This window comes from Candidatus Electronema sp. PJ (assembly GCF_048287395.1).
Taxonomy (GTDB): Bacteria; Desulfobacterota; Desulfobulbia; order Desulfobulbales; family Desulfobulbaceae; genus Electronema.
In genome coordinates this window covers 1-13403 of the sequence record NZ_JBLWEO010000016.1, presented here as the reverse complement: position 1 = coordinate 13403, position 13403 = coordinate 1, and the positions used below count along the sequence as shown (strand labels likewise).

Here is a 13403-nt window from a genome sequence, read left to right as displayed (position 1 = left end):
AAACATAATAGCAGTTATTGATGGGTGTATTGACAATTACTATGATAGAGAGGGATTGCCTACGACTCTTCTATTGGAAGGCGCGTCATTTTTTGCATGGCTCAATAAAGAATACCCTTATAAAGGAACAGAAAAAGAGTTAAAAGGCAGCGATTCCATTACTGATTCTCCCCAGTCCCAAAAAAGAGAAAATAATCTGCTGAAGATTATCGGCGGATTTGTCCAGACAGTCTATTTGCAAAAGGATACCGGTGCATACCGGAACGGCGACAAGCCGAATATTTCAGCAATTGCCGATGCTTTTCAGGACGAACTGAGCAAAGCGGGGTATTCAGATAAAGGCTTCCAGAATTCAAGCCTGAGAAAAATAATTACCGATGCTCTGGAACGGATAGAAGAGAACAAAAATTCTTAGAGGCTGCTTTTTGTTGGCAGCGGGATTTTGCACTATTTTCTTTTTATTCAAGGCAGTTGTCATATTTGGCAATTGCCTTTTTTGTTTGGCAATTACCAGCAATTCTTTCCTTGAGGCTCTATCATTGACAATGAAACGAACTCCATAACCGTGCGCAACGCGCCAAACCAACCAAGAGGGAAAACGATGGAAGCAGCAATGACAGCAGTTCTGCTCAGACTGGGGCAGGTGGAGCAGGCAACCGGATTAAAGAAGAGTGCCATTTATGCCAAGATCAAGGGGCGGGAGTTTCCAGCGGCGGTGCGGCTTGGCAGCCGTTCGGTTGCATGGCGGTCTGATGAGATTCAGGCATGGATTGACGGGCTGCCGAAGGTGGCGCAGGAGGGCGGGCATGACGGCCAAAGAAAAGCCGCATGATCTGGGAAGAGATCAGCGGCAAGAACAACGAAGTCAACTTGAATGCAGAGATATTATACAGATAATTAACCGTTCTTGCAACGGAAAAGCGCGTTCCGAGGCTGTCTTGCTGGCAGGCGGTAGGCCCCGGAACGCTCGCCCTTTCCATAGCAGGACAAGGTTGTTCTCTGTTTACTCTGCTCTTTCCTCAATGTCAAAGGATACAGGGAGAGTGACAGCATGAGTCTGGCGGAAAACATAGCCCACGCGCTGGGCAATGGCAAGGAGAAGAAGAACGGGGGCGGCTGGCTGACCTGCTGCCCTGCGCATGGCGATGCAAAGCCGTCTCTGTCGATTACGGACAGCGCAGACGGCATAGCCGTTCATTGTCATGCGGGCTGCGGTTATCAGGCCGTGAAAGATGAGCTGCGGGCCAAAGGGCTGCTGCCTGAGCGGGAGCCAGCGAATGGCCAGCGCAGGCCGCTGAATGGCACCGCAAGCCCGGCAGGAGGCAAAGACAAGGACAGCAACAATCTGCCCGCTCATATCTGGAGCAAATCCAGACGTGATGCGGACGCGCTGGAAATCATCAGAAAGGCGTTTGCTCTGCGGGGAATTGAGCTGGAAGAGATTCCCCTGAATATGCGCCTGAACGAGCATAAAGGCCAGCTCTCGATAGTCTGCGCCATGCGGCACCCTTTTGCAGCAGAGGCCGCAGAAGCCCCGGAAGCCGTCCATTTAACCCTGCTTGACGCTGAGGGCCGGAAGTGCGAAACCCGTTATCAGGGGGCGAAAAAGGGCCTTGCCGTGCTGCTGTACAACGACAGCGGCAGCCTTGTCATCGGCGAAGGCTTGGAAACCACGCTTTCCGCAATGCTGGCTATGGGCTACAGCGGCATGGTCTGCGGCGACGCGGGCAACCTTGCCGAAATGGGGAACATGCACGGAAAGTTCAGCCAAGTTTTTGTTCTGGTGGATTCGGACACAACCTTCACCGGGCAGCGGGCGGCGTTGAGAGCGGCGGAGCGTGTCAGGAACAGCAATAAATACATGTCCGTTTTTCTTGTTGTTCCTGATGATTCCTGCTTCACGGACAAGCCCGTTGAAAAGGACTTTAACGATCTGTCCGCCGAAGCGATACAGGAGCAGTTCAAGAAGGCGGAACAGGCGGGCAAGGCTGTTTTGGAGCGGCTGGGCGGCATGGTTGGACATGCTAAAGAGCAGCCGGACAGCCCCTTGCCGCTGATCAAGAAAAACGAGCTGTCTGAACCGTTCCCTTTTCATGTGCTGGGGCCGGTGATGGCGGCGGCCTGCCGGGACATTCAGCAGGCGGTGCAGGCTCCTGATGCCCTGATTGCGCAATGTGTGCTTGCTTCGGCGAATCTTGCCGTGCAGCCGCTGCGGGACATGCACATTGACGGGCGCGGCTTTCCGCTCTCCCTCTTCCTGCTGACCATTGCGGCCACCGGCGAGCGCAAGTCCGCTGTTGATCAGGTGGTGCTGAGGCCGCACCGGGAAGCGGAATATCAGGCGGACAAGGACATGGACAGCCTGTGCGCCCTCTATGAAATGGAGCTGGCGGCATGGGACAAGGAAAAGTCTGTCCTGATCAATGACGGCAAGCGGACTGCGGAAGAGAAGCAAGTTACCCTTGAGCAATTGCAGCGGCGAAAGCCGAAAAAGCCGCTTGATCAGAAACGGCTCGTTTCAGACTTCACCTTTGAGGGCATGTACAAGCTGTTTCAGGCCGGGGTGCCGTCCAAGGGCCTGTTTGCCGATGAGGGCGGGCAGGTCACGGGCGGGCATGGAATGCGGCAGGAAACCATTCTCGCCACGGCTGCGGGCTTGTCCAAATTTTGGGACGGTGCGCCGGTGGACAGAATCCGGGTCATGGACGGGGCCAGCAGCCTGCGCGGGCGGCGGCTGGCTGTGCATCTGATGATGCAGGACAAGGTGGGGCTGGACTTCTTCAGCAATCCCATTCTGCGGGATCAGGGCCTTGGCTCCCGGATGCTGGCCGCATGGCCGACAAGCACAGCAGGCGGCAGGGCATACAGCGCGGTCAACGCCCTTGAGACCGCAGGAGTGCAGCAGCTTCATGAACGTATCGACGTGTTGCTGTCACAGCAGGCACAATACCGGGAAGAGAGCAACAAGCAGGAATTACAGCCGCCTGCAATGACTTTGAGCCATGAGGCAAAGCAGGCATGGGTTGCCTTCTACAATCAGGTTGAGGCGGAAACAGGGCCTAAGCAGACCCTTGAGCCGGTGCGCGGGCTGGCGAACAAGGCGGCGGAACATGCGGCCCGGATAGCTGGCACGGTGCAGCTCTTTGAAAACCCGGCGGCAGTGGCCGTGGAGGAATGGGCCATGCAGTGCGGCGTTGAAGCTGCGGCATGGTATCTGAATGAGGCCCTGCGGATTTGCGGCGCGTCCAATCCGGCGGCGCATCTGCTGGATGCGGAAAAGGTGCTGCGCTGGATTCATGAGAGCGGGCTGAAGACAGTCGCCTTGCCGGACATGTACCAGCGCGGCCCGGTGCGCTCGGCAGGAATGGCAAAAAAGGCGGTGGATACCCTGAAAGCGCACAACCACCTGCTGGAACCGCAGCTTGCGGCAGGAGAGAAAAAGCCCCCTGTCATCTGCCAGAGCGGAAAGAAAAGCCGCGAATGGTGGGAAGTCCACCCGGAATCAAACAGCAGCTTTTTGGCGGACTGATTCGTTTGCGGATGCAAAAACGCTGCTAACGTTGCTAAACCTGCTAACGTTGCTGATATTGTTCAGCATCCATTTGCTAACCTTTTGCTAACCTTTGCTAACTTTTTGCTAAAGCGGCATTCCAGCCAAAAAGTCAGCAAAGGGTCAGCAGCCCGCAAAGCCAGCACTGATGCGGACTTTAGCAAGGTTAGCAGCTTTAGCAGGGGTGAGCTGGCAGAAACAAAGAAATGGACATGGAAACGGCATACAGAAAACGGTTCAGGCTGAACCAAGGCGGCGCAGCTTCTCTGCCGCCTGCTGCTGATCGGAGCAACGCAGCGGGCGGACTGGGGCGGAAACGGTTTGTTTTAGATGCAGCAAGGTTAGCAGAGGTTAGCAACGGGTCAGCAGCCCGCAAAGCCAGCACTGATGGGGACTTTAGCAAGGTTAGCAGCTTTAGCAGGGGTGAAAGTGAAAACAAGCATCCGGGCGGACTGAAACAGACAGCGGCAAATCTGCCTGCGGCCTGTTCAAGCGCGGCAAGCGGCGCGTTTTCTGCTGATTGGGAAGCCCGCCTGATGGAAGCTGTTGCAGGCAGCGAAGAGCGGGAGCGGGCAGAGAGATTCATCTTGAAGCACAAGCCGGTTGTCGGCTCCATGATCAAGGCGGGATTGATCGGCATCAGGAAGCTGCTGGAGCTGGGCGCACCTGAATGCGTTATTGACGGGCTTGCGGATGAGGCGAACACCAGCCCTGAAGAATGGGCGGAATGGGGTCAGACAAAGGAGACCATCAGAAAGGTCAAGGAGCTGCACGCCGCCCGGCCTAAAGCTCCTTATCTTGACGATCAGGGCAGGCTGCGGATTCCCTGCGATTGTGAGCCAAAATATCGCTGGTGGCAGGATGGGCAGTCGCCTTTTGAGACCGCGCTGGAGCTGGGCGCGTCTGATGAGGAGCTGGAGCATCACGTCAACGAGATTTTCAACCCGGATGACTGGCGGAAATGGCAGGAGATCAAGGCGGCGCGGCGGGCGGAAGCAGTGTTCGCAAAAAGTTAGCAAAGGTTAGCAAAAGGTTAGCAAACGGATGCTGAACAATATCAGCAACGTTAGCAGGTTTAGCAACTTTAGCAGCGTTTTTGCTTCCGCAGAATAAAAAACAACGATCAGCCGCAGGGCAGCGGCAGAAGAGAGAGCAAGCCGCCCGCATGAAATGTCCTGCCTGCTCCCGGCAGATTGCAGGCAGGTGATGATACTTTTCAGACAAAGAGGCAGCGGCGGATGACATTTCAAGGGAACGCGAAGGCATCATGCTGAACCGTGCCGCTGCTGCGGAAACCAATTTTCGGACACGGAAGGGGTGCGGAGATGACAAAGGCAACGGCAGGCAGGCCGACAGAGTACGATCAGAAGTTCAACAGCCTTGTGGAAGGCATGTTCAAGGGCGGCGCAACGGACAACGAGGTGATAAAGGCGTTGGGCGTGGCCCGGTCAACCTTTTATCTGTGGAAGCAGGAGCATGAGGAATTTGCCGCTGCGGTGCGGGCTGGCAAGGACGCTTTCGACAGCGGCAGGATGGAAGAGAGCCTGAAGTCCAGAGCGGCGGGCTTTTACGTCCTTGAAGAGGTGATGACGGAAGAGGATGCGGAGGGCAAGCTGCTGAAGAAAGTGACCCGGCGGAAGCAGATGCCGCCCGACACGGCGGCATTGAAATACTGGCTTGGCAATCGCCAGCCGGGAAGGTGGAGAGATCAGCCGGAAGAGGCACCGGCGGAGAGGGAGCCGCTTGAAATCCACGTCACGGTGAGCAAGCCGGTCTCGGATGAGGTGCCGGAAGAATACCTGATTGAGGATGAGGGGCAGGAGGGGTACGGATGAGGTTGAAGATGATGGCTGGCAGCGGCAGATAATCATAAAAAAAACAATGTGATAAATCCTATTAAGAGAGGCTGCATGGACGGTAGCATGTATTCTCTATATTTTTGTTTAAAAATGGTTTAAAATAAAAAAAGAAAGTTGCTTATTCATAATGTTGGGAGTATAAGAGAGAATTCTTCAGTCGATTGTTTCGACTTGAAAAATAACTATCCAATATTATGAAAGAAATAGTACTTTCTGATAAAGTTTTTGAGAGGTCTCTCTTTGAATTTATTTGCAGCATTGGCGATATTAGCGATGCTGAACATATTCAGGTGGATTTTCAGAATGTTAGCTACTATGTACCTGCGGCAATAGTTTCATTACTCACGAGGTTTCATCGTTGGTTAGCTCAAGGGAAAAAAGTTACTATAAAAAATCATAGCACCTGTTCCGCGTATGCCTATTTACAACGAATGGATTTTTTTAAACAATGCGGTTTGGAGCTTGAAGAAAATTTTCAGCGGCATCCGGCTGCCGGACGTTTTGTTCCTGTTCGGGAAATAACAAACAATACAGATGCGTTAGCCACTGAAATTGCGACCTGCATGGAGCCTGATCAGGCGAAATTGGATGATGTTGAGCAAACAGGGCTTTTTGACTATTTTGAATATTCAATAACTGAATTAGGAAACAATTGTATTCAGCATTCATCTTGCGCAAATTTTAAATCTAAAGCGTTCGCCCATGCGCAATATGCCCAGTCAGGTGATAATGTACGAGTTGCAATTGCAGATTGCGGCATAGGAATTAGAAACAGTTTCAAGGGGTCAGATTACTATTCATCTGAACTTGATGATATTGGGGCAATCAAGAAAGCATTAGAACCCAATGTTTCTTGTTCCTCAAAGCGTCACTACGCATGGGGAGCTTCTCCTAATATGGGCGTAGGATTGACACTCCTATGGGATACTGTAAAAAAATTAAAAGGAGAATTTATAATTATATCAGGAGAAGGCTTCCTGTCCAGTTCAGAAGGAGAGAGGAAATTAGGAGAAAAGAATGCGTTTGATGGAACATTGTGTAGTTTTCTCTTTACAAGAAAAAACTTTTCCGAGTTTAAAAACTGCTATTCGCTCCTGATGAAATCAAAAACTGATTTGGGTTTAATCAGGAAAAATGGAATTGGAGGAACTTTTGAATGAAAACTGTTATTTATATAGAAGAGCGTTTCGGAAAGCTATGTGCAAACGGAGATACTGCACTGTCTTTTCTTCAGAATGAGGTGGTACCATCTATACATAGAGGGGGAAGCATTGCTTTCGATTTTATGGGAGTGAGAAATATGAACAGCTCTTTTTCTAATGCGCTGTTTGCAAATCTGGTCATGCAAGAAGGGGTTTCGGTTCTTGAAAAGGTAACCTTTAGGAACTGTAATTCAAACATTAAGGCATTGATTAATGCAGCATTAGATTTTGGCTATTCAAAATTACCTATGCCTGAAGTTTGTTAAAACACAGACCAAGATTTATAGTTCGTTGGTCTCTTTTTATCGGGTACGTGCGTTGCATGTTACCCGTTTTTTTGCTCGGCCCTCCCCTTATCGCGAAGTAGTCAGTAACGCCACACTGTAGCGCAAGTAAAGCCATAACAAATATCCCCTTGCACCTTTGTAAACCGCAGAAAACCGCGTGTTAGGTGCCTCCGTCTGGCGCACTCATGCCGCTGTCTGCGCCAGACTCAGCATCAAGGTCATCGGCTCAATCGGCGATTCAATGAAGCCGCGCTCAAGGTAAAACGCCTTTGCCCGCTCATCCAGCGCATGGACAAGCAGGGCGCGGATGCCTACATGCCGGGCCGCCGCCATCGTGCGGATGACCGCATCTTTCAGCAGGCCGGAGCCGATGCCGCAGCCATGCCAGCGTTCATCAACAGCCAGACGGCCCAAAACAGCCACGGGCACGGGTTCCGGCATCTGGCGGCTGATTCTGCCCGGAGCCTGCTTGCGGGCCACGCTGCCGGTTGCCAGCGCATAAAAGCCGACCACATTCCGGCTGCCGCTCTCGCAAACTGCATAGGTGCGTGATGCGCCGGAGACCTCATTTTTCAACGCCTGCTTTTTCAGCCAGTCATCAAGGGACGAAACGCCGCAGGCAAAGCCGCCGGTCTCATGGCTGGCAGCCAGCGGCTCCGGTGCGGTCACTCTTCCCACGGTGCCGGACGGGAAAGCAGAGTTTCAAGCTGCCGGTTTCCGGCTATGCCCTGCCGCAGGACAGCGGCAAATTCCGCAAACTGTCCCTCATCCAATAGAAACAGCCGCTGATCAAGCAGGACGTTTTCCGCCTCCTTGCAGGCCGCCTCAAGAATGAAGTCTGACCGGCTCTTGTGCTGGGCGGCGGCGGCCCGGTCTATCAGCTCCCGCTGTGTCTGCCGCGCCCTGATGTTGATCGGCGCGTTTCGTGCTTCTGTCTGCATGGCGTTCCTCCTTGTTGTATATACGTTCAATATACATAAAACGGCGGCCATGCGTCAAGGCGGGGGGCAACTGCCTGACCAAGCCGGAACGATCAGAAAAAACTTGTGCGCTGATCAGCAACAGCCTATGCTCAAAACAAGAACGATAAAGAAAAGGTAAAATCATGCTTCAGGCAAAACTTTCCAGCAAGTTTCAGCTCTCCATTCCCAAAGCCATGCGCCATGCCCTTGACCTCAAGGCAGGGCAGGAATTCACCCTGCTTGCGCGGGGCCGCATCATTGAGCTGATTCCGCAGCGGTCAGTCAAAGAGGCAAGGGGAATGCTCTCCGGCTGTGAATGCGCCGACTCATCCGAATACAGGGACAGGACGGAGCGCAGCCCGGAATGATTCTGATCGACACGTGCGGCTGGATTGAGTGGCTGACAGACGGGCCGCTCTGCGCTCAGTTTGAGCCGTATTTCAACCGGATTGAATCGGTCATCGTGCCGACTTCAGTTCAGTTTGAGCTGTACAAATGGACAGCCCGGCGGTGCAATCTGCAAACAGCTCTGGAAGTCGCCGCCGTGACCGAGCAGGGCAGCGTTGCGCCTCTGTCAACGGCAATTGCTCTTTCTGCCGCCGACTTCTCCGCAGAACATTCCCTTTCTTTCGCAGACTCCATCATCTATGCCACAGCCCGGTTTCACAATGCCTTGCTGATCACTTCGGACGCGCATTTTGAAGGACTGCCGGGAGTGAAGTTTTTCAGGAAGCAGCAAGGCTGAACGCCCTGTCTTGCCGCCCCGATGAATCACTGAAACGATGCCCAACAGATTTGCAGAAAGCGGGTACAAAAGCGGGTATTTTGAAAAAATAAATTTTTATTCGGATTGAATTTTTATTTTGTTTCGTATCGTTACTTCGCTTTTAGTGGCTCTCCCCTTCGCACCATTTTAGCTAAATACCAGGGCTTTGATATTATTGAAAATATCAAAGCCCTGTTTCTATTTGCGGGGCTTTTGTACAAACTCATGGTACAAAATGGCCGCATCTTACCTTGTCAAAAAGGCTGACACGTATTATTTTCGCCATAGCCTTCCCGAAACCACCCGGCAGCATCACGGTAAGACAGAGTTCATTAAATCCTTGAAGGTAAGCCGGAAGAGCGAAGCTATTAGCCTTTCAAGAGAACTCAAAATTGTATTTGATCTCGTTATGAAAAGAACAGAGAAAAATCCGTTGATTACATGGAAGGAGATTCGCCAGACTGTTGATCATGCTTTTGATATTATCTATCAACGATATGTTCAGGCTGTTGAAACGCATGACCCTGATTTCAATGATGAATATGACCATATAAAATTTATTCCGCCCGACTATAACCAATATATCGCTCTTGAAGAGTCCACAGTTGACTGGAACAATATTCCAGAACTTCAGGATATTGCAGACAGAATCATAAAATGGAAGGGGTTGCAGGTTCCAAAAAATTCTAAGGAATACAATCTGTTTTGCTACAGAACAGCTCAAATGCTGCATGAGCATGAATGCAGAAAAAGAATTTTCAGAAGCAATCTTCCTGGTTACGATCATCAATACAGCTATGCTCCTGAGCAGAACGTGAACGATGTTCAGAAAAAGGTTGAAGGTGTTTTATTGAAAGACTTTTTTACCACATTCTGGGAAGAATCAGAAACCGGGTGGGCAGAAAAAACGAAAAATGAATATAAAGGTGTTTATGAAAACCTGTTTTCTATCATTGAAGTTTCTACGAATAAATCATGTGAAGAATTATATATTCACGAATTAAATCATGATTTGATTAATAAGTTTTTCTCAAATCTTTTATTGTTTCCGTCTCAATTCACGAAAAGATTCAAGGGTAAAATTTCTCTGAAAGATGCTATTGTCTATGCAAAGAAATTGAAAAAAGGTGAAGTAGTTGAAGGGTTAGATGAAAAAACAAAAAATAATTTACAACAAACCGTTTCCGCTGCAACTTTAAATGATAAGTATATAAATCTGATGAATATGTTTTTAGATTACGCCTATCAATGCGGAAAATTAGAAAAGAATCCACTAAAAGGGAGAAGGGTAAAATCCAAAAAGGAAGTTGAATCCTTCAGGCCATTTTCAAATATTGAACTCGAAACAATCTTTTCCAAAGAGATTTTCTCTGAAAAAGAAATAACTGATGGAAGATACTTTAAATATTGGATGCCAATATTAGGGATATATACTGGTGCAAGAATTAACGAACTTGCGCAGCTCAGATTAAAAGATATTAAAAAAGATAATGACATTTATTATATAAATATAACAGATTCCGAGGAAACATCTGTTAAGAATTCAGCAAGCAAGCGAAATCTTGCTGTTCATCCTGATTTAATCAAACTTGGATTTATAAAATATATCAAATGGTTAGATGGTAGAAATGAAAAATTTTTATTTCCTGAAATTTCTAATGAAGAAAGAAAGGGAAGACCTGTTTCAAGATGGTTTTCAAGATCATTATATGATTGCAAAATTTATGAGCAGGATAAAAAAGGAAGGATTGGTTTTCATTCATTTAGAAATAATGTTTCAGATCATTTCAAGCAAAATGGTGCTGTAGATCAATTATATATGGTTCAGATATTCATCTTGATGTGAAATATGAAAACCTTGTGAAGTATGTAAATCATTCTGGTTGCAAATTACCGTGGAATAATGAAGAGTATTTTCAAATGAAAAAGTTCCCGTGGGAGATATGTTTATTTTCTGTCTGAAACGTACAGAATTGCCCTGAATTTTCATTTTTTAATACAAGAGGCTAAACTTGGATCCATTTTTTCAATTTCAACCATGCTAATTGAGTCTCCCCTTTCAGGTACATTTTGCTGGACAAAATTTTGCTACTGGATTGAATTGCATTTTGCCCATTATAGAGGTTTTGAAATTGGCGGGTGGCATGTTGTTTTCACCACCCGATTCTTCTATTTTCGAGAGAATACACAAAATTCGTTTTAAATCAAATTTTGCTGGCAAACATGGAATCCTATTAGCCAGCAACGAACAACGCAATCCTGTTCAAAATTTACGTGCTCCCTTCACTCAATATCAACGATAGCCTGTAAGTCATCAGGCAGTGGTTGATCTGCTCTAATTAGCTTTCTTTCAACAAGTGCTTTTTTCAGCACCTTCCTGTATCTTATTTCCATCTGATTCTTGACTTCATTTATATTTTTTCTTTCGCATAATATTTCGTCATGTACCGTTAAAATAAACATACCTCTCTTGATCATCAGCTCAGATAAGCAATCAGTAATAATGTTCGAGTCATAATACATCGCTTTGATTCCGAAATCATATGTGATAAAGATATCTATTTATTGATGTTGTATTCTAAAATCAACCAGTAATTTTTTAGCATCCTTGTAATTTAGGTTTACTAACCCTTCTTTTTGTAACTTGTCAGAAATAGCAATAATCACAGAACGATCATCCTCCGCATTAAATGCAACAAGAGCAATTATCTTAAATATATATCTCTATATTCCTTATCGTATCCATATATGATATATGGATCATCGTGATATGGTATTGCTTTAAGATGATACGCTAAACGAGGGTGCATCGCCTTGAAGTCAAGTCTTGCCAGCGGCTCATCATCATTCAAATATATATTCTTTCTGCATGTCTTTGGAAGATTAACCTATAAACCACCATACCAACGCCCATGACACATCCATGAATTTCTTGAATATACTCTAGACATACTTTTCTTATTTATTTCAAAACACATTTTATTGATCTTTAATAAGTCACTTTTTTTGAATCAACATACTTGCTTCGTTGATATAATCCATTAAAACTAATGCATAATTTACAATTTTGCATTAGTAACGATAAGCTGGTACTAATTTCCCTTTCGTATCGACTTCTTCTTTTGTCTGTAATTGATATTGAATTATCTTTAACTGAAGTAAATTTATCATAATATTTTAAAGTAGTATTCTTTCTACCGTTTACTTCTTCTGAATCTTTAATTTCACAATTTAATTCTTTCAAAGTTATACTGTTATTTTTCCTGTAAATCCACAAATCATCTACAAGTGAAACCTTCTTGTAAATTGTATCTTCAACTTTAACTGTCAGTTTCAACTCATTATAAATACTATCAACTTTTTTATAAATTCCTTCTTCCTTTTTATATCTACAGAATCAATATATTTTACAATTTTCGTAAAAAATCTATTCTCTTTTACTTTCCTAGAAATTCTTTCAGTCTTTATAATCAAATCTTGGTATAACATGCTTTCAAACACTGCGATCTTCTTCAATGACAGAAAATAAATTTCTTCCATATCCACTAAATACAAACCTTGATTCTATCCCTTCATTTTTCTCTCTATCATAGAATCCTACCTTATGTTCTATAATTTCAAGAAAATTTAAAGAGTAAATAATGAATAAAAATGTATAGTAATATAGTTTTGCATCTTTCTGCTTGCTTGCATCATTAAAATAAACAAGAAGTTTATAGTAGTAGCCATCTTTATTAAAATTATTTGAATCACGTGAATATTTTATCCATTTAAATGTTTCATCTGCATAAAGCAGATTTATGATTATTTGCTTGAGCCAGTCATTAAACTTATATCTATTTTCTCTCTTTTCAAGAAACAACTTAGTTTTCTGAATTTTCAACAAAAAAGTTCTCTTTGCATCATCAGTCAAAGATTCATATCTTGGAAGCGTTTCTAAATTTGTTTCATCCAGAACCTTTAATATATCCATCTATTATCTTATTGCAAATATTGTTAAATTTTCTCGACCCATCCTTTGATTTGAAAATATCACGATAAATTTTGAACAGTTGGGCGTTCTTTAGACCATTGTCGTAATTTTCAAAAATTTCCATTTCCTATTTATTATTCATATCTTATACCTTTATTTTCAACAGAGTGTATGCTGCATCTATTTTATATATATCTTAAATTTTTATATTCTCCTGAAAGCCTATTTTTTGAGCAGGTGTGTCCTTTCTTCTGGTGGTGTTCCTTCAGCCAACCTGCAAGATAGACCGACCAGAAAACGCATAGAACAAGCCTAAGATCGGTTCTCCTGTCGGTTACTAATGGGGGGAGAGAGTGCTTGGCTTGAAAAATTGATTTAAAGCAAAAATAGACAACTTCCTGAGAGTGCAACCTTACTTAGTTGTAATATTTACTTTTTTGCCAAAAAATTTTTTAGGGGCAAAAAATACATAGTAATCAACGAGCTGAATCCATCTAAGCAGATCAGCAACAACCTTTAAATACTCTTAAGATCAAATATAATATTTGATTAACCCACAACAAGAGAAAAAAGATATGTTACTTTAATAATCTATAACAACACCTGCTCTGAAGATGAATTACAGATAAATGATGACCAATCCTATTCAATGATTAATCATAGTAATTTAAATAAGTAAACCCCCGGCTCTGCCGGGGGACTCCCGAAGTTTGACAGTTCCGGGAGAATATGGAAGTCTCGCTATTCTGAACCGCTCAAAGTTCAAGAAGAGGAGACTTCCATGTACGACAGCCAAAGTCTAAG

At 45.7% G+C, this 13403-nt stretch carries 14 protein-coding genes and 1 pseudogene; 11 read left to right on the top strand and 4 right to left on the bottom strand.

Annotated elements, in window-relative coordinates:
- The first annotated feature begins 55 nt into the window (after positions 1-55).
- The 7 genes from ACNKIB_RS02120 to ACNKIB_RS02090 all read left to right on the top strand — a co-directional run bounded on the left by ACNKIB_RS02120 (position 56) and on the right by ACNKIB_RS02090 (position 6877).
- Positions 56-415, top strand: coding sequence for a hypothetical protein (locus ACNKIB_RS02120; protein WP_417908890.1), 360 nt, complete (start codon positions 56-58; stop codon positions 413-415).
- A gap of 198 nt (positions 416-613) precedes the next feature.
- Positions 614-832 (top strand): AlpA family phage regulatory protein, encoded by a 219-nt coding sequence (locus tag ACNKIB_RS02115; RefSeq protein ID WP_417908889.1) that lies wholly within the window; start codon positions 614-616, stop codon positions 830-832.
- Positions 833-1051: 219 nt separating this feature from the next.
- Positions 1052-3529: a DUF3987 domain-containing protein gene (locus ACNKIB_RS02110; RefSeq protein ID WP_417908888.1), complete on the top strand. Its 2478-nt coding sequence runs from the start codon at positions 1052-1054 to the stop codon at positions 3527-3529.
- 233 nt (positions 3530-3762) lie between these two features.
- On the top strand, positions 3763-4566 hold the full coding sequence (locus tag ACNKIB_RS02105) for a hypothetical protein (protein WP_417908887.1): 804 nt from the start codon (positions 3763-3765) through the stop codon (positions 4564-4566).
- A 309-nt stretch (positions 4567-4875) separates the two neighbouring features.
- Entirely contained in the window at positions 4876-5385 is a 510-nt protein-coding gene (locus ACNKIB_RS02100; RefSeq protein WP_417908886.1) for a hypothetical protein, read from the top strand.
- Positions 5386-5603: 218 nt separating this feature from the next.
- Entirely contained in the window at positions 5604-6569 is a 966-nt protein-coding gene (locus ACNKIB_RS02095; RefSeq protein WP_417908885.1) for a hypothetical protein, read from the top strand.
- Positions 6566-6877, top strand: coding sequence for an STAS-like domain-containing protein (locus ACNKIB_RS02090; RefSeq protein ID WP_417908884.1), 312 nt, complete (start codon positions 6566-6568; stop codon positions 6875-6877). Before ACNKIB_RS02095 ends, ACNKIB_RS02090 begins: the two co-directional genes overlap by 4 nt.
- A 204-nt stretch (positions 6878-7081) precedes the next feature.
- Here ACNKIB_RS02090 and ACNKIB_RS02085 read toward each other — a convergent pair whose 3' ends face one another.
- Both ACNKIB_RS02085 and ACNKIB_RS02080 read right to left on the bottom strand, forming a co-directional pair.
- Entirely contained in the window at positions 7082-7576 is a 495-nt protein-coding gene (locus ACNKIB_RS02085) for a GNAT family N-acetyltransferase (RefSeq protein WP_417908883.1), read from the bottom strand.
- Positions 7564-7839 (bottom strand): DUF1778 domain-containing protein, encoded by a 276-nt coding sequence (locus ACNKIB_RS02080; protein ID WP_417908882.1) that lies wholly within the window; start codon positions 7837-7839, stop codon positions 7564-7566. Before ACNKIB_RS02080 ends, ACNKIB_RS02085 begins: the two co-directional genes overlap by 13 nt.
- Positions 7840-8003: 164 nt before the next feature.
- Between ACNKIB_RS02080 and ACNKIB_RS02075 the strand changes: the two genes are divergently transcribed.
- The 4 genes and pseudogenes from ACNKIB_RS02075 to ACNKIB_RS02060 all read left to right on the top strand — a co-directional run bounded on the left by ACNKIB_RS02075 (position 8004) and on the right by ACNKIB_RS02060 (position 10472).
- Positions 8004-8228 (top strand): AbrB/MazE/SpoVT family DNA-binding domain-containing protein, encoded by a 225-nt coding sequence (locus tag ACNKIB_RS02075; protein WP_417908881.1) that lies wholly within the window; start codon positions 8004-8006, stop codon positions 8226-8228.
- Positions 8225-8605, top strand: coding sequence for a type II toxin-antitoxin system VapC family toxin (locus ACNKIB_RS02070; protein ID WP_417908880.1), 381 nt, complete (start codon positions 8225-8227; stop codon positions 8603-8605). The genes ACNKIB_RS02075 and ACNKIB_RS02070 overlap by 4 nt, the downstream gene beginning before the upstream one ends.
- 256 nt (positions 8606-8861) lie before the next feature.
- A pseudogene (locus ACNKIB_RS02065) lies at positions 8862-9017 on the top strand (DUF6538 domain-containing protein); the annotation flags it as partial.
- A gap of 18 nt (positions 9018-9035) precedes the next feature.
- A complete protein-coding gene (locus ACNKIB_RS02060; protein WP_417908908.1) occupies positions 9036-10472 on the top strand; it encodes a tyrosine-type recombinase/integrase in 1437 nt (478 codons plus the stop codon).
- A 437-nt stretch (positions 10473-10909) separates the two neighbouring features.
- Here the strand turns inward: ACNKIB_RS02060 and ACNKIB_RS02055 are convergent, their stop codons facing one another.
- Complete coding sequence (locus tag ACNKIB_RS02055) at positions 10910-11089, bottom strand: hypothetical protein (protein WP_417908879.1); 180 nt, start codon at positions 11087-11089, stop codon at positions 10910-10912.
- 1030 nt (positions 11090-12119) lie between these two features.
- Positions 12120-12599, bottom strand: coding sequence for a hypothetical protein (locus ACNKIB_RS02050; RefSeq protein ID WP_417908878.1), 480 nt, complete (start codon positions 12597-12599; stop codon positions 12120-12122).
- Between the last annotated feature and the right edge of the window lie 804 nt (positions 12600-13403).

Excerpts from the sequence above, each read along its gene's own strand:
- ACNKIB_RS02115 (WP_417908889.1), top strand. The coding sequence starts at position 614 with ATGACAGCAGTTCTGCTCAGACTGGGGCAGGTGGAGCAGGCAACCGGA.
- ACNKIB_RS02110 (WP_417908888.1), top strand. The coding sequence starts at position 1,052 with ATGAGTCTGGCGGAAAACATAGCCCACGCGCTGGGCAATGGCAAGGAG.
- ACNKIB_RS02105 (WP_417908887.1), top strand. The coding sequence starts at position 3,763 with ATGGAAACGGCATACAGAAAACGGTTCAGGCTGAACCAAGGCGGCGCA.
- ACNKIB_RS02100 (WP_417908886.1), top strand. The coding sequence starts at position 4,876 with ATGACAAAGGCAACGGCAGGCAGGCCGACAGAGTACGATCAGAAGTTC.
- ACNKIB_RS02095 (WP_417908885.1), top strand. The coding sequence starts at position 5,604 with ATGAAAGAAATAGTACTTTCTGATAAAGTTTTTGAGAGGTCTCTCTTT.
- ACNKIB_RS02090 (WP_417908884.1), top strand. The coding sequence starts at position 6,566 with ATGAAAACTGTTATTTATATAGAAGAGCGTTTCGGAAAGCTATGTGCA.
- ACNKIB_RS02080 (WP_417908882.1), bottom strand. The coding sequence starts at position 7,839 with ATGCAGACAGAAGCACGAAACGCGCCGATCAACATCAGGGCGCGGCAG.
- ACNKIB_RS02075 (WP_417908881.1), top strand. The coding sequence starts at position 8,004 with ATGCTTCAGGCAAAACTTTCCAGCAAGTTTCAGCTCTCCATTCCCAAA.
- ACNKIB_RS02070 (WP_417908880.1), top strand. The coding sequence starts at position 8,225 with ATGATTCTGATCGACACGTGCGGCTGGATTGAGTGGCTGACAGACGGG.
- ACNKIB_RS02060 (WP_417908908.1), top strand. The coding sequence starts at position 9,036 with ATGAAAAGAACAGAGAAAAATCCGTTGATTACATGGAAGGAGATTCGC.
- ACNKIB_RS02055 (WP_417908879.1), bottom strand. The coding sequence starts at position 11,089 with ATGTTTATTTTAACGGTACATGACGAAATATTATGCGAAAGAAAAAAT.
- ACNKIB_RS02050 (WP_417908878.1), bottom strand. The coding sequence starts at position 12,599 with ATGGATATATTAAAGGTTCTGGATGAAACAAATTTAGAAACGCTTCCA.